The organism is Larkinella humicola, from assembly GCF_008727875.1.
Taxonomy (GTDB): domain Bacteria; phylum Bacteroidota; class Bacteroidia; order Cytophagales; family Spirosomataceae; genus Larkinella; species Larkinella humicola.
This window is the reverse complement of sequence record NZ_VTWS01000005.1, coordinates 346,874-370,155: the sequence shown is the minus strand read 5'-3', so window position 1 is coordinate 370,155 and position 23,282 is coordinate 346,874. Positions and strand designations below refer to the sequence as shown.

Annotated in this window: 18 protein-coding genes; 11 read left to right on the top strand and 7 right to left on the bottom strand. The window is 53.7% G+C overall.

Annotated elements, in window-relative coordinates:
* The first annotated feature begins 7 nt into the window (after positions 1 to 7).
* Positions 8 to 919, top strand: a complete 912-nt coding sequence (locus F0P93_RS20390; protein ID WP_114407975.1) for a DUF58 domain-containing protein — start codon at positions 8 to 10, stop codon at positions 917 to 919.
* A gap of 148 nt (positions 920 to 1,067) precedes the next feature.
* Here F0P93_RS20390 and F0P93_RS20385 read toward each other — a convergent pair whose 3' ends face one another.
* Entirely contained in the window at positions 1,068 to 2,504 is a 1,437-nt protein-coding gene (locus F0P93_RS20385; RefSeq protein ID WP_150879310.1) for a TlpA family protein disulfide reductase, read from the bottom strand.
* 81 nt (positions 2,505 to 2,585) lie between these two features.
* On the opposite strand from F0P93_RS20385, the gene F0P93_RS20380 reads away from it, so the two are divergent.
* Positions 2,586 to 3,356 (top strand): YdcF family protein, encoded by a 771-nt coding sequence (locus F0P93_RS20380; RefSeq protein ID WP_150879303.1) that lies wholly within the window; start codon positions 2,586 to 2,588, stop codon positions 3,354 to 3,356.
* On the opposite strand, the gene pfkA is transcribed toward F0P93_RS20380, so the two are convergent.
* The 3 genes from pfkA to F0P93_RS20365 form a co-directional block, all read right to left on the bottom strand.
* Positions 3,353 to 4,327, bottom strand: a complete 975-nt coding sequence (gene pfkA, locus F0P93_RS20375) for a 6-phosphofructokinase (RefSeq protein ID WP_114407978.1) — start codon at positions 4,325 to 4,327, stop codon at positions 3,353 to 3,355. The two genes, F0P93_RS20380 and pfkA, sit on opposite strands and share 4 nt — an antisense overlap.
* 213 nt (positions 4,328 to 4,540) lie before the next feature.
* Entirely contained in the window at positions 4,541 to 5,200 is a 660-nt protein-coding gene (locus F0P93_RS20370) for a phosphatase PAP2 family protein (protein WP_150879296.1), read from the bottom strand.
* Positions 5,201 to 5,397: 197 nt separating this feature from the next.
* A complete protein-coding gene (locus tag F0P93_RS20365; RefSeq protein WP_150879289.1) occupies positions 5,398 to 6,147 on the bottom strand; it encodes a glycosyltransferase family 2 protein in 750 nt (249 codons plus the stop codon).
* Between the two features lie 59 nt (positions 6,148 to 6,206).
* On the opposite strand from F0P93_RS20365, the gene F0P93_RS20360 reads away from it, so the two are divergent.
* Positions 6,207 to 6,944 (top strand): class I SAM-dependent methyltransferase, encoded by a 738-nt coding sequence (locus F0P93_RS20360; protein ID WP_150879281.1) that lies wholly within the window; start codon positions 6,207 to 6,209, stop codon positions 6,942 to 6,944.
* Between the two features lie 94 nt (positions 6,945 to 7,038).
* Here F0P93_RS20360 and F0P93_RS20355 read toward each other — a convergent pair whose 3' ends face one another.
* The 3 genes from F0P93_RS20355 to nagB form a co-directional block, all read right to left on the bottom strand.
* Positions 7,039 to 8,325 (bottom strand): glycosyltransferase family 4 protein, encoded by a 1,287-nt coding sequence (locus F0P93_RS20355; RefSeq protein WP_150879274.1) that lies wholly within the window; start codon positions 8,323 to 8,325, stop codon positions 7,039 to 7,041.
* The gene (locus tag F0P93_RS20350; protein WP_150879267.1) at positions 8,322 to 9,062 is read right to left on the bottom strand and encodes a class I SAM-dependent methyltransferase; all 741 of its coding nucleotides are present in this window, start codon (positions 9,060 to 9,062) and stop codon (positions 8,322 to 8,324) included. The genes F0P93_RS20355 and F0P93_RS20350 overlap by 4 nt, the downstream gene beginning before the upstream one ends.
* Positions 9,063 to 9,247: 185 nt before the next feature.
* A complete protein-coding gene (gene nagB, locus F0P93_RS20345; RefSeq protein ID WP_150879260.1) occupies positions 9,248 to 11,206 on the bottom strand; it encodes a glucosamine-6-phosphate deaminase in 1,959 nt (652 codons plus the stop codon).
* Between the two features lie 183 nt (positions 11,207 to 11,389).
* Between nagB and F0P93_RS20340 the strand changes: the two genes are divergently transcribed.
* The 8 genes from F0P93_RS20340 to F0P93_RS20305 all read left to right on the top strand — a co-directional run bounded on the left by F0P93_RS20340 (position 11,390) and on the right by F0P93_RS20305 (position 23,255).
* Positions 11,390 to 12,412 carry a S66 peptidase family protein gene (locus F0P93_RS20340; protein ID WP_150879252.1) on the top strand — a complete coding sequence of 341 codons (1,023 nt, stop codon included), beginning with the start codon at positions 11,390 to 11,392 and terminating at the stop codon, positions 12,410 to 12,412.
* A gap of 195 nt (positions 12,413 to 12,607) precedes the next feature.
* A complete protein-coding gene (locus F0P93_RS20335) occupies positions 12,608 to 14,995 on the top strand; it encodes an ABC transporter permease (RefSeq protein WP_150879246.1) in 2,388 nt (795 codons plus the stop codon).
* A gap of 268 nt (positions 14,996 to 15,263) precedes the next feature.
* Positions 15,264 to 18,008: a DUF1553 domain-containing protein gene (locus F0P93_RS20330; protein ID WP_150879239.1), complete on the top strand. Its 2,745-nt coding sequence runs from the start codon at positions 15,264 to 15,266 to the stop codon at positions 18,006 to 18,008.
* A 6-nt stretch (positions 18,009 to 18,014) separates the two neighbouring features.
* Entirely contained in the window at positions 18,015 to 19,514 is a 1,500-nt protein-coding gene (locus F0P93_RS20325; RefSeq protein WP_150879232.1) for a DUF1501 domain-containing protein, read from the top strand.
* 224 nt (positions 19,515 to 19,738) lie between these two features.
* Complete coding sequence (locus tag F0P93_RS20320; protein WP_150879225.1) at positions 19,739 to 20,608, top strand: sugar phosphate isomerase/epimerase family protein; 870 nt, start codon at positions 19,739 to 19,741, stop codon at positions 20,606 to 20,608.
* Positions 20,609 to 20,736: 128 nt separating this feature from the next.
* Complete coding sequence (locus F0P93_RS20315; RefSeq protein WP_150879218.1) at positions 20,737 to 21,024, top strand: Dabb family protein; 288 nt, start codon at positions 20,737 to 20,739, stop codon at positions 21,022 to 21,024.
* 563 nt (positions 21,025 to 21,587) lie between these two features.
* Positions 21,588 to 22,214, top strand: a complete 627-nt coding sequence (locus tag F0P93_RS20310; RefSeq protein ID WP_150879205.1) for an RNA polymerase sigma factor — start codon at positions 21,588 to 21,590, stop codon at positions 22,212 to 22,214.
* 48 nt (positions 22,215 to 22,262) lie between these two features.
* On the top strand, positions 22,263 to 23,255 hold the full coding sequence (locus F0P93_RS20305; protein WP_150879198.1) for a FecR family protein: 993 nt from the start codon (positions 22,263 to 22,265) through the stop codon (positions 23,253 to 23,255).
* Positions 23,256 to 23,282 lie beyond the last annotated feature (27 nt).

Below are 23,282 nucleotides of genomic sequence, written 5' to 3'. Positions count from 1 at the left end.
TACGACTATGGCAACGCAAGTAGATTTACTGAAAGTCCGGGAGTACGGTAATGTAGAGTTTCTGGCCCGCCAAATGGTGGAAGGATTCATTACCGGTTTGCACAAATCGCCCTTCCACGGTTTTTCGGTCGAGTTTGCCGAACACCGGCTCTACAACACCGGCGAAAGCACCCGCTACATCGACTGGAAAGTATTTGCCAAATCGGAACGCCTGTTTGTCAAGCGGTTTGAAGAAGAAACCAACCTGCGCTGCCACCTGCTGCTCGACACCTCGTCGACGATGTATTACCCCGAACCGGGCTATGGCAAAATTACCTTCAGCATTCTGGCCGCTGCCTGCATTGCCTATCTGCTCCAGCGCCAGAAAGACGCCGTCAGCCTGACCACTTTTGCCGAAGGGATTGATATTCAGACGCAAACGAAATCGACGCCTTCACACGTTCATAAAATATTCCAGCAACTCAACACGCTGCTGCAACAACCGCCCCCGCTGCGGAAAACGTCGGCGGCCGAAGTGATTCACCAACTGGCCGAAAAAATCAACAAACGTTCGCTGGTGGTGATTTTCAGCGACATGTTCGAGAATGTTTCGGATGTCGACCACCTGTTTTCAGCCCTGCAACACCTGCGCCACAACCTCCACGAAGTGCTGATTTTTCACGTCATCGATAAGAAAACCGAGGAAGATTTCAGTTTTGACGAGCGGCCCTACGAATTCATCGACCTGGAAACCGGCGAAAAAGTGAAAGTGCAGCCTAATCAGGTGCGCGACAACTACCAAACGGCCATCAAGAATTTTTACCACGAACTCAAACTCCGCTGCGGTCAGTACCGGATCGACTTCATCGAGGCCGATATCGCCAAAGGATTCGACCAGATCCTGACGAGCTATTTAGTGAAACGGACGAAGATGAAGTAATGGTTTTCAGTTTTCGGTATACGGTTTTCGCCGGGCCAAGGTTTCGATGGCTGATGCATTCTTAAAATATCGAATAATGAATACCGAATATTGAATAACGAAGTAGCAATGCGTCAGCTACCGTAAACTGAAAACCGTAAACCGTCAATCATTTCCCCTTTACACTCGCCTTGGCATCCTTCATCGGGGCCGGTTTTTTGGTCATTTTCTGCTGTTGGATGAAATTGAAGTAACCTTCCAGATCTTCAACCGGTAATCGGCGGGCCAGGATTTTCTTGTCTTTATCGAGCACATACACCGTCGGGGTGGAATACACGTCGTATTTGGTTTTGTAATCGACCGGCGCACTCGGCCCGTAGACGTTCAGCAGACTCTGCAATTTAAACTCCCGGATAAATTTCTTCCAGATCGCTTCGGTTTTGCCAATGGCTACCGCGTAAATCTGCACGCCCTGGGCTTTGTGTTTATCGTAGAATTTCTTCAGCGAGGGGGCCGACTCCCGGCAGTGTCCGCATTCGGGATCGTAGAAAAATGCAATGGTATACTCCGCTTTGACGTTGTGCAAGGCCTGAAACCGCCCGAGCGTATCCTTCAAACTCACGTTGGGCAGGGTTTTGCCGGCCAGCAGCGGTTTCAGAATCCTGACCCGGTCGCGCATGCTGGTGAGCGTGGAAGTATCGCTGACGGGCATTACCCCGGTCAGCCAGTACTTCTCGGCCATGTGAATGAACAAACCGTCGGTGTTCAGCACTTTCTTTTGCTCTTCATACTGGTTCGTAATGTACCAGATCGTGTATTGCAGAATGTCTTTGTTGGCTTTCGCTTTTTTCACCAGGTAATCAGCCGCCGGAATCAGCGAATCGACGGTTTGCACGGTCAGTTCTTTGAGATAACGGTCGAGTTTGCTTTGAAGAAAAGGCGTCCGCATCAGGCGTTCGTCCGAAAAATCGAAACCGTCGAGAAAGTGATTCCGGTAATAATTAAAAACAAAATTGGAATCCGGGCGTCCGTTCGCCAGCTTCGGTGCTTCCGGAATTTCGGGTTCTTCGGCCGCCCGGAACAGCTTAACCGTCAACGTATTGGCATTTTTGGCCATGAAGTCTTTGCGGTAGTCTTCTACTTCTTTCTGACCGGCGGCAATCTGGCTGGCCGATCCCCCGCTTTTTTGCAAAGCACTGATTTCTCCGTACTTTTTGCTCAGGAATTTCTGGTACCCGTAAAAAAGCTCATTTTCGCGGGAACCGGTCACTTTCATGGATTCAATGACGTTCACTGTATCGGCCTCAATCGAAAACCGCTGTTCGCCAATCACCAGTTGGAGAACCGGTTTGGCATCCACCACGATCATATACAACCCGCCGGGAAGATCCTTCGGCCCGTCGAACACCAGACGTCCTTCGGCGTCGGCGGTAGCGGTGTCGCGGGGCGTAAACTGTGTCTGGCCGTAGAAATGCGCCAGATAAGCGGTTTTGTTGGCCAGTCCTTTGATTTTGGCCGTAACCAGATGACCTTCGGACGATTGCGCCCGTAGACACGGGGCGAAGAGGAGCAGCAGGAACGCCGTAAAACAGAACCGTCGATTCATGAATTGCGTGGTTGGTTGACCAGAGTTTGTCATACAAAGATACGAGTTATAACGATTGGGGCGTTGGCCTTCGCATACACGATGTTCTACTTTCTTTCCAAAGTATTCTCCTTTCTGCTCATGCCCCTGGGGCTGTTGACCATCCTGTTGCTGGTAGCGATCCTCACCAAAAATCATGCCCGCCGACGAAAAGCCCTGCTTTCGGCGGTGGTGTTGCTGCTAATTACCGGCAATGGATTTATTTCCAATGAGGTGGCACGCTGGTGGGAAATTCCGCCGGTTACGCTGCCCGCACCGACGCGCCCCCGCATTGGGGTGGTGCTGACGGGGGGGATGATGAAGGTGGATGGGGAGCCACGCAACCGCATTTATCTGGGCGATCAGGCCGACCGGATGGGACAGGCGTTGCTGTTGTATAAAGCCGGGCAGATTCAGAAAATCCTGATTAGCGGAGGCATTGGGGGGATTTTCCGGAGCGACGTTGCCAATGAAGGGCAATTAACGCGGCAATTTTTGATGCTGGCGGGCGTTCCGGCGCAGGACGTGCTGCTCGAAAACCGGTCCCGCAACACGCACGAGAACGCGCTTTTCTCAGCCCCAATACTCCAAAAACGGTTCAATGGGTATGAATACGTGCTGATCACGTCGGCCTGGCACATGCGCCGGGCGATCGGGTGTTTCGAGAAACAGCACATGGCCGTAACCCCTTACCCGGCGGCTTTTTTCGGCGGACCACGCGAGTTTGCGCCCAACCACCTGTTGCTGCCTTCCGAAAAAGCCCTGTTTAGTTCCTATTGGCTGATCCACGAACTGGTAGGCTACACGGCGTACCGGGTTGCAGGGTATCTCTAAACGCTGAGAATCCGCACCATCCGCAGCAAATCCTCGTTGATCGGCTTGGGCAGCTTGATGGTATCGATGAAGGGCGTGTAGAGAAGCTGGTTATTGACAACGCCGGCCATCACATTCTTTTCCCCGTTTAACAAGCCTTCCAGAGCTCCCAAACCCAGGCGGCTGGCCAGAATGCGGTCGTAGGCCGTTGGAATGCCTCCGCGCTGGATATGGCCCAGGGTCGTCACGCGCATGTCGACATCGACGCCCACCTGCGAGCGGATTTTTTCAGCTACTTCGGCGGCATTGCCTTCTTCGTCGCCTTCGGCCACAATGATGATGGAAGACGATTTGGAACGGCTCCAGCCCTGTTTCAGCGTCTCGACAACTTCCGAAATCGGGGTCAGCACTTCCGGCACCATCACCATTTCGGCACCTCCGGCAATCCCCGACTGAATGGCAATGTAGCCGGAGTCGCGGCCCATCACTTCGATGAAGAAAATCCGGTCGTGTGAATCGGCGGTATCGCGGATTTTGTCGATGGCTTCGAGGGCGGTGTTGACGGCGGTGTCGAAACCGATGGTATAATCGGTGCCGTAGAGATCGTTGTCGATGGTGCCCGGCGCGCCAACGGTGGGAATCTGGTATTCTTCAAAAAACTTTAAAGCTCCGGTAAACGTCCCGTTTCCGCCAATGGCCACCAGGCCTTCGATACCGTGTTTAATCAGTTGATCGTGCGCTTTCTGACGGCCTTCGGGGGTCATGAACTCTTTGCTGCGAGCGGATTTCAGGATGGTTCCACCGCGTTGAACAATGTTGCTCACCGAGTGGGACGTCATGGGAAAAATATCGCCGTTGATCATTCCGTTGTACCCCCGACGGATGCCGAAAACTTCGACGCCGTGGTAAACCGCTCCTCTGACAACCGCCCGAATACAGGCATTCATGCCAGGTGCGTCACCGCCGGAAGTAAAAACAGCTAAGCGCTTCATATTAAAAGTCTATTTTAAATTTACTGTGTGCAAAAAAATATTCGTCTGCCTTTTGCTCGCGAACCGCAAATTTATTTTCATTTTTGGACAAACCGACAAATGTGTTCAACGAAAAACGAATTTAATACGGACGTAATGCTGAAAACCGGTGATTGACAGGTGGTTACTCATTTAAAATACTTAATCAATTAATTGATTAACAGGTGATTGTATTTAGCTTGCCGGTTGCTTGCGGTGGCGTTGTAACTTGCGTTTAATAACGGGATAAACCGCATACGTTATCTTTACGGACGCAATCCCAATGCCTGCTCCGGTCAAAACATCGGCCCAATGGTGCTTTTCGTTGGCCACCCGAAGCACCGCTGTGGCACTCGCCATGGCATAGCCCGCGATGCTGATCCACGGACTCTTGTGTTTATACGCCTGGTGCAGTAATTCCGCCCCCGTAAAGGCTACCGCCGTATGGCCGGATGGGAACGATCGGCGGTCGGAACCGTCGGGGCGGGTGGAGTTAATCGTGCGTTTAAGGACCTCCGTGACACCCCCCATGGCCACGTTCGACAAAACCGTCACGGCAATTTCGTCGCCCAGGTTGACCGCCGGTTTCACGCCCGCCAGTTGCAGCGCGACCCGCAGGCCATACGGCCCGAAACGCAGGTAGTCATCCGCCGAACTGACGTGACCCGTCGAGCGAAAGGGCTCCCGGGTGGGGTGTCCGATCAGAGCTGCTCCGCCCCCTGTCAGCGTGGCCGGAACAATAAAAGACGTTAAGGGATACCGTCGTTCGGTGGGAATGGAATCACCGGCCGTTTGGGCAAAAAGCGGAAGAGAAGTAAGCCAGAAAAAGCAAATAAATAGAATTCGTTGCGTCATTTTATGAGTAAACAAAACGGTTAGAACCGTTGGTCAATTCGAAAAATTTCAATCATTTTATTCCCACGGTTCAAACCGTGGGCTGTGGAATTGCTATTCTGATGACGTGGTTGGTATGAAAACCAGCCCACGGTTTGAACCGTGGGAATAAATGCCAGAAGCTCACCAACCCGAGTCGTTGCAACGACTTCCTGCTTTCAGCTAAAAAACCGAAACCGCACCGCCCGGGCCACAATCCGGACGTGGTTCCACAAGGCCGTTGCCACGCCGAAATGATCGGCCAGCACGGTGAACCGATCCCGGAGCGACTGCCGGTGGCGCTGAACCGACAAACCGCCCACCAGATACTTACACAAGACAAAATCGAGCCAAACTACTTTCTGAGCGGTTTTCAGACAGCGAATTTCCCAATCGACATCCGCGCTGAGATTGTCGATCCGAAAGGGTGGGGCCAGCGTTCGGCGGGCAATAAACGCCTGGTGACAGACTTTCATCCCCAGATTCATGTCGCGCCAGCTCAGGTGGTGGGGCAGGGTGTGGGGCGTAATTTGGCTGCGTAACCCCAGCGCTTTACCCGTATCGTCCACAAACAGTGCGTCGCTGTAATAGACGTCGGCGGGATTGTTCCGGATCTGGTTCAGAAGCTTCGACAAAACCGCTCCGTCGTGAAGCTCATCACCGGCATTCATAAACCAGACGTAGTCGCCCGTGGCCCGTTGCTGGCCTTTGTTCATGGCGTCATACAACCCGCGATCCGGCTCCGAAATCCAGTGGGTGATGTGTTTTTCATACTGCCGCACGATGTCCAGTGTCCCGTCTTTGGAGTTGCCATCGATGATCAGGTACTCCACCTCGGCGCCCGGTTGGTTGGCCAACAGGCTCTGAATGGTGCGCTCCAGAAAGCGTTCGGCGTTGTAGGTGATGGTGATGATGGAAAGTAAGGGCATAGTAAGAGCGCGGGCAATTCACAAAAAAACGGTAATTTTACGTGCTAACCAACGGCTGAATGGAAACGAATTCAACAACCTCATCGGCACTTCAGGACGCATACCGGTCGCAATACGCTGATTCTGACCGCACCTGGCGGAATATGGGCGCCCGGATGAAGGCCGAAACCATTCGTCGCCTGTGTCAATCCTACAACTTTCCGAAAATGCTCGACGTCGGTTCCGGCGACGGGGCGGTTTTGCAGCAACTCGACCAGAACCGGTTTTCGCCGGCGATGTATTCCCTCGAAATCTCGGAAAGTGGCGCCAGCCGAATCCGCGAGCGGGGCCTGTCGTCGTTGCAGAATGTGCAGCTATTCGACGGCTACAAGATACCGTATGGCCCGAAAGAATTCCCGTTGGCGACCTGCTCACACGTCATCGAACACGTGGAACATCCGCGGCTTTTGCTGCGTGAAATTGCCCGGGTTTCGGAGTACCAGTTTTTTGAAGTACCGATTGACTTCAGCTTTTTTGTCGACAGAAAAACCGATCACTTCCTGTCGTACGGTCACATCAATATTTTCACGCCCTCGCTGTTCAAGTTTCTGCTTAAATCCGAAGGGTTCGAAATTCTGGCCGAACACAGCGTTTTCTACGACACGGCCGCCATTCGGCATTCGGCTCCCAACACGCTGGCTTTCTGGGCGATCTGGCTGAAAACTCAAATCCTGAAATCCGTTCCGGCCCTGCGAAAAATCAAACCGAGCGCATTTGCGGTGTTGTGTCGCAAGAAAACCGATCTTACTATTTTTTAAATTAGGTTGTTACACAGGCGGGGCCGCCCGGCGGTTAATCAGAGGTGATCAGGGAACATCAGAGAAAACTTTGATTACCTCTGATGTTCCCTGATTAACCGCCGGGCGGCCCCGCCTGTGTAACAACATCATTGTACAGGCGAATATACTGCCGGGCCACCACGGTTTCGTCATAATGCATCACCACATGGTTTCGGGCGTTTGCCGACAGTTGCTGAAAAGCGGTTTCGGATTGTTCCAGCACCCACTGAATGCCATTGGCCAGATCCTCGACCGAGCGGTAGTTGACCAGATAACCCGTCTGCTGATGCTGAACCATTTCGGGGATACCGCCCACCTCAAAACCGACCACGGGCGTTCCGCAGGCCATCGACTCCATGATGGTGTTGGGCAGGTTTTCTTCCAGCGACGGAATGACGAACAAATCGGCAGCACTGTAGGCCGTGACGATCTGCTGCACACTGTTCAGGGAACCGAGAAAGTGGTAGTTGAACGGTAATGCCTGCAACAAACTTTCGTCGCCCGCTCCGAAAATCAGCAGTTCCAGATCGTCGGGCTGCGCCAGTTGCTGCCGCAACAACCCCAGGGCTTTCTGGAAATACGAAAAGCCTTTGCCCACCGCCGACACTTTCGTAGCGGCAAAAAGAATAAACCGTTTGTGATCCGGCAGTTTCAATTCCCAGCGGGCAACCGCTTTCGGAACCGGAACAAACACCCTGGTATCCAGTGGATTTGGGATTGATTGAACCACTAATTTACCAAACAGGCTGCTTTGCCGCGCCCGGTTCGCCAGCCACTGGCTGCATCCTACCGGCGTCAGCCGGGCGTTTTGATACGCGGTCTGCTTGCGGAGCCAGCCGCTGTGTGAGAGGTCGTCGGGCGCAGCCGTCCGGAGGAACGGGCAGTTGCCGCAGTGGTGTTGGTAGCCCTCGCAGGTGCCGCTGTGGTGGCAGCCGCCCGTAAACGCCCACATGTCGTGCATCGTCCAGACGACCGGTTTTTGCAACGCAAACAGCTTGTTCAACGATCGGGTCGATAAGAAACCAAACGAAGTCCAGTGAAGATGCAGAATGTCAGCCTGTTGCATAAGCGGATGCTGACTGATGTCGGTACCGATCAGCGCAGGCGAGAAGGCAAACCGGACGTCGCGGCTGCGTTCGAAGGGCATAAAGGTCAGACGGTCGAGCGCAAACCGGGCGGTGTGCCAGCGTTTTTGCCAGGGCGTTTGGGCGAGGGACGTCACAAACGGTTCGACCACCGACGTGTCGGCCACCAGCATAGCGGACGAAAAACCGGCCCGATTCAGTGCCTGATTGATCCGGTTGGCGGCAATGGCCGCCCCGCCAAACTGATGAAACGTGCTCAGGTGCAGAACCTTCATTTGGTAGCCGTCAAAACGATGTAGGGCGAAAACGTTTTGGTTTCAACCGGAACCAGTTTGAAAAACACTTTCAGCGGAAGCCACAGGAGCTTTCGGAGCAGGCGACCCAGCAGCGGTTTTTCGGATTCACGCTCAAACCAGAGCATAAACCGCCCGTCGTAGTAGACCTTGATATTTTGCAGGCCCAGCCGTTCGCTGGTGGTTCGGAGCAGTTCCAAATCCATCGACCGGATGTTGTGTTTGGCGTAGTTTTCCGGATCGAAGGTCTTCTGAAACCAGCCGTTCAACCCCCGGAAGTTGGGCAGGGTAACGAGCAACAAACCGCCGGAATTCAGCGATTCGACGTGTTTTTCGAGAATAACCGCCGTGTCGTCGAAGTGTTCGATGAGTCCGTTCGAGGTCACCATGTCAAAACCGCGTTGGGGCGAATACTGAAACAGATCGGTTTCGATCACCCCGACGGAATGTTCCGGCAACCCGTTCGCTTTTTCCAGTTCATGCAGGATTTTCGGATGAACAACGTAGTCGAGCAGCGTGGCGTCGGTGTTCAGGTGTTTTTTCATCCAGACCGAATAATACCCCGGAAAACCGCCCAGTTCCAGCACCGACTGGATGGGGTGAGCCGCCACCAGTTGCCGGATCAGGGGCAGAAACGGGTATTTGTCCGGAATCTGGAAAATGAGCCCTTCTTTTGATTCCCAGTAATTGAGCCAGAAGGCGCGGTCGGTTAAAGTCAAGGTGGTAGGGATTGAGCGGGTGACAGCCCCGCGTGTTGCAAAAATAGACACCCGTCCGACAGATTCAAAGCCACACACCCGAATCCCGGCGCTTATCGGCCTTAAAACGATGCAACCGCCGACCGGGCCAAAAAAAGCCCCGGCCGGGTAGGGCAGGGGCTTGTCAAAAGAAGTTCGTGGCTACGTTAAAATTTCCAGCGGACAAAGGCTTCCATCGCTTCGTATTCGGCCAGACCGAGCTGGTTATACAAACCCGCCGTGGCCCGGTTGCGTTCTTCGGCGCGTTGCCAGAATTCGCGCGAGTCGGAGCCCTGATACACCACGCCGTCTTTCTGCGACTGGTGTTTGAAAATCCCGAGCCGTTTGCGCATCACCTGATCCGGCGACATCGGTACGGCCATTTCAATTTCGTGAATGTCCCACTCAGCCCAGGCACCCCGGTAGAGCCACACCCAGCAATCCTGCATGAAGTCTTCGTTTTTCAACCGGCGAACGGCTTCCATGATGGCGTCGAGGCAAACTTTGTGGGTTCCGTGCGGATCGGCGAGGTCACCGGCGGCATAAATCTGGTGCGGTTTTATCTGTTTGATAACGTCCATCACTACTTGGATGTCGGCTTCGCTCAGTGCACTCTTCTCGACTTTGCCGGTTTCGTAGAATGGCATGTTCAGGAAATGGGCGTTTTCAACCGGAATCCCGACAAAGCGGCAGGTCGATTTGGCTTCGCCTTTCCGAATCAGTCCTTTGATATACCGGACTTCCGTCGAATCCATTTCACTGTCTTTCTTGGCGCGCAGGAACTCGGCCGCATCGCGGAAAATCTGGGTTGCTTCGGGGCTGTCGATTCCGAATTTCTCGTTAAAGTCCACCACATAATCCGCGAACCGCAGGGCTTCGTCATCGGCCACGGCAATGTTGCCAGAAGTCTGGTACCCCACGTGAACCTCGTGGCCCTGGTCGACCAGGCGCTGGAAGGTTCCCCCCATCGAAATGATGTCATCGTCGGGGTGCGGGCTGAAAATCAGGCAGCGTTTGCTGGCGGGCAGGGCGCGTTCGGGGCGCTTCGTATCGTCGGCATTGGGCTTGCCACCCGGCCAGCCCGTAATCGTATGTTGCAGTTGATTGAAAACGTCGATGTTCAGATCGTATGCCTGGCCCACCTGAGCCAGCAAGTCGCTCATTCCGTTGTCGTTGTAATCTTTGTTGGTCAATTTCAGAACCGGTTTTTTCAGCGAGCGCGAAAGGTAGGTCACGGCTTTTTTAACCATGCTGTTGTCCCACTCAACGGTATCGACGAGCCAGGGCGTTTGCATCCGGGTCAGGTCCGACGCGGCCGCCTGATCGATCACAAACAAGGCGTTGGGGTGGGTTTGGAGGTACGAAGCCGGAATGGATTCGGTAACGGTGCCTTCCAAAGCGGCCCGGATCACCGGCGCTTTGCGTTCACCCCAGGCCAGCAGAACCACCCGCCGGGCGCTTAGAATGGCGGCAACGCCCATCGTAATGGCTTTTTTCGGGGTTCTTACCAGACTCCCAAAATCCATGGCCGCAGCCGCCCGCGTCGAGTGATCGAGCATCATCAGGCGGGTGTGTGAATTGATCAGCGAACCCGGTTCGTTAAAACCGATGTGACCATTGCCCCCGATGCCGAGCAGTTGAAAATCCAGCCCCCCGTACGATTGAATTTTTTCTTCGTACGACCGGCTGAACTCGGCCACTTTGTTGACCGGAACGGTTCCGTCGGGAATGTGATAATTGCCTTCCGGAATATCGACGTGGTCGAACAACTGCTCCTTCATGAACCGCACGTAGCTTTGCAGCGAATCGGGTTCCATCGGATAATATTCGTCCAGGTTGAATGTCACCACGTTATGGAAACTCAGGCCTTCTTCGCGGTGTTGCCGGATCAGCTCGGCATACACCGTCTTGGGTGATGAGCCGGTTGCCAGACCCAGCACACACAATTTGCCCTGTTGCTGTTTGGCGCGGATCAGATCCGCAATTTCGTGGGCGACGGCGCGGGACGCATCTTTCGCATCGGCGTAGATGTGCGTCGGAATTTTTTCGTACGTGATGGCCGATTGCACCGGCTCACCCGGTTTACGACCCGACGCATTTTCGACAATGGAAGGTTCAGAAATCATAACGAATGGTAGATTGTGGTTCGTGCGGTGCGGCAAAATTCGGTATACTTATTCGTAACACCAATAAAAATATTTTAAAATTTTTTAAAAATACCGAATGCGATCTAAATTAAGGAATCGCGTTGTATTCTGGTTTATCTTGGTACTCTTTTTACCGCAATTCCTACTACTCGTTTCCGTCCCATGTCGTTTTCCCGCCGAAACTTTTTGCAAATGCTCACCGCTGCTGCGGCCGTCCCGGCTTTTCGCCCACCGCTTTCCGTGATCAAACCCCCGCGGCTTAAACCGGGCGATACGGTGGCGCTGGTAGGCCCGGCGGCTCCGGCTTTCACACACGAAACGGTGCAGGTCGCAGTGGAATCGTTGCAGGCACTGGGGTTCAAAACCGTCATTGCCAAACACGTTTTCGACCGCTACGGCTACCTCGCCGGGACCGACGCCGACCGGGCCGCCGACCTCAACGCGATGTTTGCTGATTCCAGTGTCAATGCCATCATGGCCATGCACGGCGGTTGGGGATGCGCCCGGCTGTTGCCATTGCTCGATTACAACCTGATCCGGCGGAATCCGAAAATTCTGGTCGGATATAGCGACATAACCGCCTTGTTACTGGGCATTTACGCCCAAACCGGTTTGGTGACGATGCACGGCCCGGTGGGTTCGGCGACGTTCAATCCGTTCACGGTGAACTATTTCCGGCAAACGCTGATGGATGGCCAGGCGGTTTTGATGGACAATCCGCACGACAAGGGCGATTTGCTGACGCAGGTCAAAGACCGGATTGACACGTTGAACCCCGGCAAAGCACGCGGGCGGCTGGTGGGCGGTAACCTGACGGTTTTGAGCCACATGATGGGATCAAAATACCTGCCGGACTGGAAAGACAGCCTTCTGTTTCTGGAAGACATTGGGGAAGATGTCTACCGGATGGACCGGATGATTACGCAACTCAAATTGGCGGGCGTTCTCGATCAGATCAGCGGTTTTGTTTTCGGGAAATGCACCGACTGCGAGCCCGGCAAAGGCTACGGTTCGCTGACGCTGGAAGACGTTTTTCGGGATCACATTATTCCGCTGAAAAAACCGGCGTATTCGGGCGCCATGATCGGCCACATTACGCACAAATTCACCGTCCCGCTGGGCATCGAAGCCGAAATGGACGCCAACGCCGGAACGATCCGGTTGCTGGAACCGGCGGTGCGGTAATGGTTTGAGTGCCTGTCCGCCAGCGGTCAATCCAACCGTCCATTTGCGGACAACGTAGCAAAGAAAGGGCTTGTATTTATTGATAATGAACGCATTATTTATTTGGTACGGCTTTTGGAATGGCCTATAATACAGCCTGACCCGGGCTTCGATTCTAATAAGCTTCCGTCTTAAACCTTCAACCCGTTACCGATTATGCTACGCAATTATATCAAAATCACGATTCGGACCTTCTGGAAAAACAAGCTGTTCAGCGGTCTCAACGTCGTCGGACTGGGAATTGGGATGGCTGCGGTAGGGTTGATGGCGCTGTACGTCCTGGATGAATGGAGCTACGATCGTTTTCATACCAAAGCGGACCGCATCGTCCGGGTGGTTCATTATGCCCAGTGGCCCGGTGGAAACCTCAAACTCGCCCCGACTTCCGCGCCGTATGGCCCCGCCTTGAAAAACGAATACCCGGAAGTTGAAAAGGCTGTTCGGTTCAGCACCGAAGGTGGTGGACAGATTACGTTCAACGACAAAAAAATTGAGGTCGGCAACATCTTTTTCACCGACCCGTCGGTATTTGAGGTGTTTACATTTCCGTTTCTGTATGGCGATCCGGCTTCGGCGCTGAGTAAACCGCAAAGCATCGTCCTGACGAAGAGCGTTGCCGAAAATCTGTTCGGCGATGCCCAAAAAGCGGTTGGAAAAGTCGTTGAGTTCAGCAACCATTTTCCCAATACCGTTACGGGGGTGATTGACGATATACCGGCCAATTCGCACTTGCAGTTCAAGGCCTTGCGCTCGCTGCCAACCAATTATACCAGCGGCTGGCAGAGTTTCGAACTCTATACCTACCTGCTGTTGACCGAAGGAAGCAACTCCAAAACGCTGGAAGCCAAGCTACCCGGTTTTTACCAGAAATACCTGAAAAAAGAACTGGGGGAAGGGGTGAATTACCGCATGGAACTCCAGCCGCTCAGGTCGATTCACCTCCACTCGCAGCTCGACTATGAAATCAGCCCGAACGGTAACGCGCGGACGGTGTCCATATTTGCGGTCGTGGCGGCCCTGATTCTGCTGATTGCCTGCATCAACTACGTGAATTTATACACCGCCCGCTCCCTGAAACGGACCCGTGAGGTCGGCGTTCGGAAAGCCATCGGATCGTATCGGCAGCAGCTCATCGGGCAATTTCTGACCGAGTCGATGCTCATGACGTTCCTGGCAGGTTTGGTTAGTACGGGCGTGGTGATGATCGCCTTACCTTTTTTCAATCAATTGGCCGATAAGTCGCTGTCGATTCCCGATGGACCGACTACGGTCCTGGTGGTTGGTGGCCTTTCGCTGGCTCTGGGTGCGTTGAGCGGTCTCTATCCGGCGTTGATGCTGTCGGGTTTTCGGCCTACAGCGGCTCTGCGGGGGCAGGTTGGGTCCCAATCGGGCAGCAACTTTTTTAAGCAATCGCTGGTCGTGTTTCAGTTTGTGGCCACGATTGCGCTGATTGCCTGCTCCGGCATTGTGTACCGGCAAATGGAGTTTGTGATGCACAAGGATTTGGGGTTCAACAAAGAACAGGTGCTCACCTTTCACATCAGCAGTGACGAAACCCGCCAGCGCGTCGAGGCACTCAAAGAGGCCCTGCTGCGAAACCCGTTGATACAGAGTGCGTCGGCCGCCAGCAATCCGATTGGTAACAATAACATCGGTGGTAACGGGATGTTTTTTGAGCAAAACGGGGCGATTGCAGCCAGTACGCAGGTTGTCCAGAAATTTTCGGTCGATTCGGACTACCTCAAGACCCTGGAAATTAAACTGCTGAACGGACGAAACTTTTCTGAATCGTTCAAAAGCGACCTGTTCGGTGCCGTTTTGGTCAACGAAACGCTGGTGAAGCAACTCGGCTGGAAAGAACCCGTCGGCAAGCGGGTGAAATACTACATCGATCAGGAAAAGCACACGGCCGAAGCCCGGGTGGTGGGCGTTGTCAAGGATTTTCATACCTATTCGCTTCAGCATAAAATCGAGCCGCTGGTGCTGCAGATGCCCGCTCCTTTTGAGAAAGACAATGTCTATGTTCGGATTCAACCCACGAAAGTAACCGAAGCCCTGGCCTACATCCGGTCGGTCTACCAAACCTTCGATCCGGCCAATACGCTTGACTTTCATTTTCTGGATGAAAACTTTTCACAGCAGTACAAAGCGGAACAGAAACAGGGCCAAATCCTGCTGACCTTCACGATTCTGGCGGTGTTGATTGCCTGTCTGGGGCTGTTTGGTCTGACGGCCTTTGCGGCCGAGCAACGCACCAAAGAAATTGGCGTTCGCAAAGTGCTGGGCGCATCGGTGGCCAGCATCGTGCTGTTGTTGTCGAAAGACTTTTTAAAACTGGTATTCATCGCCATCGTAATTGCTTCACCCATTGCGTGGTACGCGATGAGCCAGTGGCTGCAGAATTTTGAATACAAGCTGGACCCGGTCTGGTGGGTATTTGCGCTGGCGGGCATGGTTTCTCTGATCATTGCCTTCCTGACCGTGTGTTTCCAAAGTGTGAAAGCCGCCCTGACCAACCCGGTGGAAAGTTTACGCAGCGAGTAAAAACCGGACAAATTATAAGTATGGATAACCCCGGATGCTATCCGGGGCTCAGGTGATCGACCATCAGCCGTCGCAGCCCGCAGCCCCGGATTGCATCCGGGGTTATCCATAGAGCACCCTTCGGGCTTAAATAGGCTGGAAGGTAACAATGATCCAGTTTTAACGCGGAAAAGTCCGGAAATTTTCTAATTTTTGTAGTAGATTTCAATACATTTCCTTTTTCGACTCTTTATAAGGAGTCGAAACCCAGAAACCTGAACTTTTACTTATGAAACCTCAACTCCTGGTGGTTGGCGGGTTGGCCGTGGTGGTTGCGCTTACGCTTTCTTCGTTCCTCGGAATCTTCGAGGATAAGGTGGATTTTAATACCCAGATCAAACCGCTGCTTAACAAAAACTGCATTGCCTGCCACGGGGGCGTCAAAAAGGCATCGAACTATAGTTTACTCTTCAAACACGAAGCCCTCGCACCGGCCAAATCCGGGAAACTGGCCATTGTGCCGGGCGATGCCGATGCCAGCGAACTGATCCGCCGGTTGACGCTCACCGACCACGATGAACGGATGCCGCTGGAAGCCCCTCCTCTCAAACCGGAAGAAATCGACCTGCTGCGGAAATGGATTGACCAAGGCGCCGAATGGGGCGATCACTGGGCGTACCAAACCGTTGAAAAACCGGACGTTCCGAACATCGGCACATTCTGGTCGCGACTCGGCATCGTTGAAAATGACGAACTGAACTGGGCGAAAAATGAAATCGACCATTTTGTGCTGGATAAACTGAAACCGGAAGGGCTGAAACCATCGCCCGAAGCCGACAAAGCCACGCTGATCCGCCGGGTGTCGCTCGACCTGACCGGTTTGCCGCCGACTGAAAAAGAGGTCGCTGATTTTGTCGCCGATACTTCCCCGAATGCCTACGAAAAGGTGGTCGACCGGCTGCTGGCTTCTCCGGCCTACGGCGAACGCTGGACGGGCATGTGGCTCGATCTGGCCCGCTACGCCGACACGAAAGGGTATGAACGCGATCCGGGACGAACCATCTGGCGGTACCGCGACTGGCTCATCAAAGCCTTCAATCAGGACAAACCGTTCGATCAGTTTACCGTCGAACAACTGGCCGGTGATTTATTGCCCAACCCGACGGACGACCAATTGATTGCGACCGGTTTTCACCGCAACACGATGACCAACGACGAAGGTGGAACGCAGGACGAAGAGTTTCGCGTGGCTGCCGTAATGGACCGCGTCAATACGACCTGGGACGTCTGGCAGGGAACCACCTTTGGCTGTGTGCAGTGCCACACCCACCCCTACGATCCATTTGTCCACGAAGAATATTACAAGTACCTGGCGTTTTTCAACAACGCCCGCGACGAGGATGTGACGACCGAAACCCCGACCCTACGGTTTTACAAAAAGGAAGATTCGCTAAAAGTTCAGGCCTTGAATAGCTGGCTGAAAGGGCATGTGAAGCAGCCCCGGCAGGCGCAGGACGTAATGAAATTCGTCCGGATTACCGAACCCAAAATCAACTCGCACGATTTCGATCAGTACGTCAACGCGTCGCTGATTGATGCCAAATTTTTCGGGGTGCAGGATGGCGGTTCGGGGCGGATTAAAAACATCGACCTGACGGGCAGAAACCGCCTGATTATGCAATGGGGAACAAAGGCCAAAAACGCCGTTCTGACCCTGCACCAGGATAGCCCGACCGGCCCGGTTTTGATGAGCTCGCCGACGCCTACCGGCCGCGACACCACCATGATTTTTGCGCTTCCGCCGGTTTCGGGCCGCCATGATCTTTATCTGACGCTGACCAGCCCGGAAACGCCGAAAGATTGGGTCCAGATCAGATGGGTATCGTTTCAACCCGCACTGCCCCATCAACCCGCAACGGAATTAGGCGAGATGGATCTGAAACTGGCGGAAATTTTGAATACCAGGCCCGAATCGACGCCCATCATGCAGGACGGAACCGGTGATCTGGCCCGAAAAACCCACGTTTTCGAGCGGGGCAACTGGCTGGTGAAGGGCAAGGAAGTGAAACCCGACGTGCCGAAATCGCTTCCGCCAATGGCAAAAGAATTGCCTAAAAACCGCTTAGGCCTGGCCAAATGGATGGTGAGCCGCGAACATCCGCTGACGGCGCGGGTGGCCGTCAACCGGTTTTGGGAACAGTTGTTCGGAACCGGCATTGTCGAAACCGTCGAGGACGTCGGAACCCAGGGTATTCAGCCAACGCACCGCGAATTGCTGGATTGGATGGCCGTTGATTTCATGGAAACCGATCACTGGAGTGTCAAGAAATTACTGAAGAAAATCGTGGTTTCGGCTACCTATCGCCAACATTCCGAAGTAGCGCCGGAGCTGCTGGCGAAAGATCCCTACAACAAATTGCTGGCGCGTGGGCCCCGCGTCCGGCTAGCCGCCGAGCAGGTTCGGGATCAGGCGCTGGCGGTTACGGGCCTGTTAAGCAGCAAGTTATACGGTCCCAGTGTGATGCCGCCCCAGCCCGACGGCATCTGGCAATCGCCCTACAGTGGCGAATCCTGGAAGCTGAGCGAAGGCGAAGACCGCTATCGCCGGGCGTTGTATACCTACTGGAAACGAACCGCGCCCTATCCGTCGATGATTACCTTCGACAGCCCCAGCCGGGAGTTTTGCCAGTTGCGCCGGTTGCGCACCAACACGCCATTGCAGGCACTGGTGACGCTCAACGACCCGGTGTATGTGGAAGCCGCCCAGCGGTTGGCCGAGACGATGAAACTGCGCGGAAAAACACCCGAACAGCAGATTCAGGCTGGATTTCGACTGGTGATGCTGCGGGATCTGACGCCGAAAAAACTGGCGGTTTTGACCCGATTGTACCGAAATACCGAAACCTATTATCGCCAGCATCCGGAAGATGCCCACCAACTCTTGTCCTGCGAGGAAGCGACGCCCCAACTGGCGGCTCTGACCGTGACGGCCAATACGATGCTGAATTTGGATGAAGTGATTACGAAAGAATAAAATCCGATGAACAAACTCCTCAAAGAACTCCAGGAAGCGGCTTTGCAACGCGAAACCCGGCGGCATTTTCTGCACACCTGCACCACCGGTCTGGGCGCGATGGCCCTGGGGTCGACCCTGACCAGTTGCGGTTTTTTCGGTGGCAAGGAAGAGAAAACGGCACTCAGCGCGTCATCTGCTTCGGGTGAGCCAATGACGCCACGCCCCTCGCAGTTTTCGCCGAAAGCCAAGCGGGTGATTTACATCCACATGGCGGGCTCGCCCTCGCAACTGGAGTTGTTCGATTACAAACCGGAACTGGTGAAATACCACGGCAAAGACTGTCCGCAGGAATTGCTGGAAGGCAAGAAATTCGCCTTTATCCGGGGCGTTCCCAAGATGCTCGGGCCGCAGGGCAAGTTTGCGCAACACGGCCAGTCGGGTGCCTGGATTTCCGATTATCTGCCGCATTTGCAAACCGTGGCTGATGAGATCACGTTCATCAAGTCTATGCATACCGACCAGTTCAACCACGCCCCGGCGCAGTTGCTGATGCACACCGGCGCGGCCCGGCTGGGGCGGCCAAGCATTGGCTCGTGGGTGACCTACGGGCTGGGGTCCGAAAATGATAATTTGCCGGGATTCATCGTGCTGGCGTCGGGCGGGAAACAACCGGATGCGGGCAAGTCGGTCTGGGGCAGCGGTTTTCTGCCGACGGTGTACCAGGGCGTTCAGTGCCGCACCGACGGGGACCCGGTTTTGTACGTTTCCGATCCGAAGGGCATGAACCGCGACATTCGGAAACAAACCATCGAAGCGATCAACGACATCAACCAGCAGCAGTACGACGACGTGAAAGATCCGGAAATTCTGACCCGGATTTCGCAATACGAAATGGCGTTCAAGATGCAGATGTCGGTGCCGGATGCGATGGACATCAAGAGCGAACCGGAATACATTCTGAATGCCTACGGTGTTGACCCGAATAAGGGTTCGTTTGCCCGGAACTGTCTGTTGTCAAGACGACTAATTGAGCGCGGTGTGCGGTTTGTCCAGCTTTTCGACTGGGGTTGGGACACGCACGGAACCAGCAAGGACGGTTCGATTGAAACCGGTTTGCGGGACAAATGCACGACCTCGGATCAGGCAGTGACGGCCTTGCTGAACGACCTGAAACAACGCGGTTTGCTCGACGAAACGCTGGTGGTCTGGGGCGGAGAATTTGGCCGGACGCCCATGCAGGAAAACCGCGACGGCCAGACGTTGCCGTTCATGGGCCGCGACCATCACCTCGATGCGTTCACCGTCTGGATGGCAGGGGGTGGGGTCAAACGCGGTTTCAGTTATGGCGAAACCGACCCGATTGGCTATTATGCCGTGAAAGATAAAGTTCACGTCCACGACCTGCAGGCTACGATTCTACACCTGCTCGGCTTCGACCATTCCAAGCTGACGTACCAGTTTCAGGGGCGTCCCTTCCGGCTGACGGATGTGGCCGGGAAGGTGGTCAAATCGGTTCTGGCGTAATCACTTAGGGTATAGGAACGCGGATGGAACGGATTTTAATCCGTGCAAATCCGTTCGATCTGTTCCATCCGCGTTCCTATCAATCTGGACTCCAGACTGAAAAAATTAAATTATTTATAGGGGTAAGATAGACACAAAGCCAAAACGCGGTATCATTGTGTTGAAAATACACATTAAGATTACGCCAGATACTTCACCCAATCGTCTATTTTACCGGAATCAACATGAATCGCAGAAACTTTCTTGGAACCTCTTTAGGACTTGGTGCGCTCTCGATGCTTGGCCTGAACGCCTGTTCGGCAAAAGCCAAAACCATAGGCTTGCAATTGTATACGCTCCGGGATGACATTCAGAAACAGGGGATCGAAACCGTCCTGGCGGAGGTAGCCAAACTGGGGTATAAAGAAGTGGAAAACTTCGGGTATGGCGGTGGAAAATTCTTCGGAAAAACCCCTACTGAGTACCTTAAAATACTGAAAGACAATGGCTTGTCGGCTCCTAGCGGACACACTCTGACGGCCCGTTCAACCCAAATGGGCCCGATGGACGGCTTGACTAAAAACTGGCAGCAGGTGGTGGACGATGCGGCCGCTGTGGGTCAGGAATACATCATCATTGCGTATCTGGCCGCCGACGAGCGCAAAACGGAGGACTACAAACAACTGGTCGATCTGCTGTCGGCGGGTCAGGAAACGGCGAAAAAAGCCGGGCTGACGCTGGGCTACCACAACCACGATTTTGAGTTTACGGAGCGCGTGGACGGACAGATGCCGTATGAGTTGATTCTGAAAAATACGACGGTGCAGATGGAAATGGATTTGTACTGGATTTCGAAAACCGGTCAGAAACCCGCCGATTATTTCGCCAAATACCCCGGTCGTTTTCCCCTCTGGCACGTGAAGGATATGGCAAAAACACCGGAGCAGGAATTCGCGGAAGTAGGCACCGGTTCCATCGACTTTGCGGCCATTTTTGAAAAAGCGGGGGAAGCTGGGATGAAGCATTATTTTGTGGAGCAGGACATCTGTAAACGCCCTCCGCTGGAAAGCATCAAAATCAGCATCGACAACATTCAGAAAGCAAGCTGGGGTTGACATTGAAAATCGCCCCTAAATCCCCTAAAGGACGGTCGGCCGCTGCCGGACTTTTTAAATCTGGATTAACCGCGTCCAAGTCCACTTTAGGGGATTTAGGGGCGATTTTCAATGCAAACAGTCGTTCGATGATCCGTCATACCGTTGTCTTTAAACTCAAACATCCGGCTGGTTCGCAGGAGGAACAGAATTTTTTGAACGAAGCCCGGAAGCTGGTCGCGATTCCCGGGGTGCAACAGTTCGAGTGCCTGAAACAAATTAGCCCGAAAAACCCGTATGACTTTGGACTGTCGATGGAATTTGCCAGCCAGGAGCAGTACGACGCGTACAACCACCACCCCGATCACGTCCGCTTTGTGCAACAATTCTGGCTGAACAACGTCGCGGAGTTCCTGGAAATCGACTATCTGGTTTAATTTCGGCTCCATCCTTGTGCTTCAAAACGAAAAAAGCCCGGACGGATCGTCCGGGCGGTCGTTAATAGAGATGGTAAATGGAACTGGTTTGTTCAGGCATGGTGCATAAAATACGTTATACTCTGCACAGAACCCGCAGCACATAAAGAGACGAAGGACCATTTCCTACTGACCCGAAATAAAAAACCGGTAAAGTGTTGAATCAGGTGGGAAGAGACAGGTGAAAAACGCACGGATCGAATGGGCATAGTCTGCCGGAAGTAGGTGGCGATGTAGGAGTCGCCCGGTATAGGGCAGCTCGTTCCGGTTGCCGATAGGACAATCTGTGTGATAGATTAGATATTTCGGGTATTTGTTGGTTCTGCTGGCGGTCGTGTTGGCGAATTCGACGATTTATCCCAAGTTTGCAGTTAGAAGCCAGCGTAGCCACACTGGCTCTGTTTTTGCTGAATAAATCTATTTATTATATAGAATTACTAGCTATAAAGAAGAGTTTACTGAACTGCTTTTTTTATTCACATTTATCTTTCAAATTGCATTAAAAGAAGATTAACCGATTGGCGATGGAACATACCGATGCTGAAGTCTGGGAATTGTTTCGTGCGGGGAGTCCGGACGCCTTCGAACGCTTATACCGGCGGTTCTATGCGGTTTTGTTTCGGTATGGACGGACATTCACCCATGACGATAAGCTGGTCGAAGATTGCATTCAGGATTTGTTTCTGAACCTGCACCGGTATGGCAGTAACCTGAAACCGATTCCCGACGGGGTTGCTTTTTATTTGCTGGGGTCATTGCGGAATACGCTATTCCGCCAGTTGACCCTATTGAACCGGCTGCAGGATTCCTATCCCTTGCCAGAAACCGGGGCGCAGGTCGAACTATCGGTGGAAGATGCCCTGATTATCCGGCAACTATCGGATCAACAATTGCAGCAACTCAACCAGGCCCTGGAGCAGCTTCCCGAACGCCAGCGCGAAGCCATTGTTCTCAAATTTTATTCCGGTCTTTCTTTCGAGCAGATTGCGCAGGTGATGGGCGTGAATCACCAGTCGGCTAAAAACTTCATCCAGAAGGGGTTGCAGGCTTTGCGCCAACGCATTGGCCCGGCTGTTCGCATCTCCCGGATTCTCTATGGAAGTCTCATTCCGATTTTGCCGTATTTTTTCAAAAAATCTTCTAAACGATAGGGTACTTTTTGCCTGAGCCAGACTGTATTCCAAAAAAGCAGGAACGCTTTGGCAACGGAATACGAATTGTTCACGCCCGATGACTGGATTTTTGATACCGCCTTCCGGCGCTGGGTGTTGCATCCATCGGCCATGGAAGACCGGTTCTGGCAGCAGTACATCGCTGCCAATCCGGCCCAGCGGGAAGCCATTGCCCACGCCCGGATTCTCATACTGTATAGCCAACAGCCGCCCGCCGTGCCTGCTGAACAACTCGACCGCTCGTGGCAGTCGTTGCAAAACCGCCTGTCAGAACCGGTTGTGCGCCCGTTGTGGTCCCGTTCGTGGCTTTCAGTGGCGGCTTCCGTAGGTGTAATTCTGTTGTCTGGACTGGCCTGGTGGCTGTACCAGAACACGCCCGAAACCTACCAGACGGCATACGGCGAAACCCGGCAGCTTACGTTACACGACGGAAGCCGGGTGACGCTCAACGCCAACTCCAGCCTGCGACTCGCCCGAAACTGGAAACCGGATGCCGCGCGCGAAGTCTGGCTGGAAGGGGAGGCTTTTTTCTCCGTGACCCACCAGCGAAACCACCAGAAATTTGTTGTTCACGCCCGCCAGCTCGATGTGCAGGTGCTGGGAACGGAGTTCAACGTTTTTACCCGCCCCAAAGCCGTCAAGGTGGTGCTGGAGTCGGGAAGTGTGAAACTCAGCCAACCCGATAAAGCGCCGGATCAGGGCATTACGATGAAACCAGGGCAGTTTTTTGAAGTAAAAGCCGACGGTACCCAGCAGTGGCGAACCATCCGGCCGGAACCGTTTTCGGCCTGGAAAGAAAAACGACTGGTGCTGGATCAAACCACCCTGGCCGATCTGATCGAAATCCTGCAGGATAACTACGGGCTGACTGTTCAGGTACCACAGGAAGAGCTACTGCGGCTGCGGGCGTCGGGATCGATGCCGCTCACCGACGCCGACGATGTGCTCATCCAGATCGAAAGACTTTTCTCGCTGACTATCAAACGTTCCGGAACCACCGTCACCCTCCATAAGCTCTAATTCCTAACCCTTATCGTATGAACCTAA

Bases quoted from the DNA above. Each gene is read 5' to 3' on its own strand.
- F0P93_RS20320 (WP_150879225.1), top strand. From the start codon at position 19,739: ATGAATCGCAGAAACTTTCTTGGAACCTCTTTAGGACTTGGTGCGCTC.
- F0P93_RS20340 (WP_150879252.1), top strand. From the start codon at position 11,390: ATGTCGTTTTCCCGCCGAAACTTTTTGCAAATGCTCACCGCTGCTGCG.
- F0P93_RS20330 (WP_150879239.1), top strand. From the start codon at position 15,264: ATGAAACCTCAACTCCTGGTGGTTGGCGGGTTGGCCGTGGTGGTTGCG.
- F0P93_RS20335 (WP_150879246.1), top strand. From the start codon at position 12,608: ATGCTACGCAATTATATCAAAATCACGATTCGGACCTTCTGGAAAAAC.
- F0P93_RS20390 (WP_114407975.1), top strand. From the start codon at position 8: ATGGCAACGCAAGTAGATTTACTGAAAGTCCGGGAGTACGGTAATGTA.
- F0P93_RS20315 (WP_150879218.1), top strand. From the start codon at position 20,737: ATGATCCGTCATACCGTTGTCTTTAAACTCAAACATCCGGCTGGTTCG.
- F0P93_RS20380 (WP_150879303.1), top strand. From the start codon at position 2,586: ATGTTCTACTTTCTTTCCAAAGTATTCTCCTTTCTGCTCATGCCCCTG.
- nagB (WP_150879260.1), bottom strand. From the start codon at position 11,206: ATGATTTCTGAACCTTCCATTGTCGAAAATGCGTCGGGTCGTAAACCG.
- F0P93_RS20385 (WP_150879310.1), bottom strand. From the start codon at position 2,504: ATGAATCGACGGTTCTGTTTTACGGCGTTCCTGCTGCTCCTCTTCGCC.
- F0P93_RS20365 (WP_150879289.1), bottom strand. From the start codon at position 6,147: ATGCCCTTACTTTCCATCATCACCATCACCTACAACGCCGAACGCTTT.
- F0P93_RS20355 (WP_150879274.1), bottom strand. From the start codon at position 8,325: ATGAAGGTTCTGCACCTGAGCACGTTTCATCAGTTTGGCGGGGCGGCC.
- F0P93_RS20310 (WP_150879205.1), top strand. From the start codon at position 21,588: ATGGAACATACCGATGCTGAAGTCTGGGAATTGTTTCGTGCGGGGAGT.
- F0P93_RS20360 (WP_150879281.1), top strand. From the start codon at position 6,207: ATGGAAACGAATTCAACAACCTCATCGGCACTTCAGGACGCATACCGG.
- F0P93_RS20370 (WP_150879296.1), bottom strand. From the start codon at position 5,200: ATGACGCAACGAATTCTATTTATTTGCTTTTTCTGGCTTACTTCTCTT.
- pfkA (WP_114407978.1), bottom strand. From the start codon at position 4,327: ATGAAGCGCTTAGCTGTTTTTACTTCCGGCGGTGACGCACCTGGCATG.
- F0P93_RS20325 (WP_150879232.1), top strand. From the start codon at position 18,015: ATGAACAAACTCCTCAAAGAACTCCAGGAAGCGGCTTTGCAACGCGAA.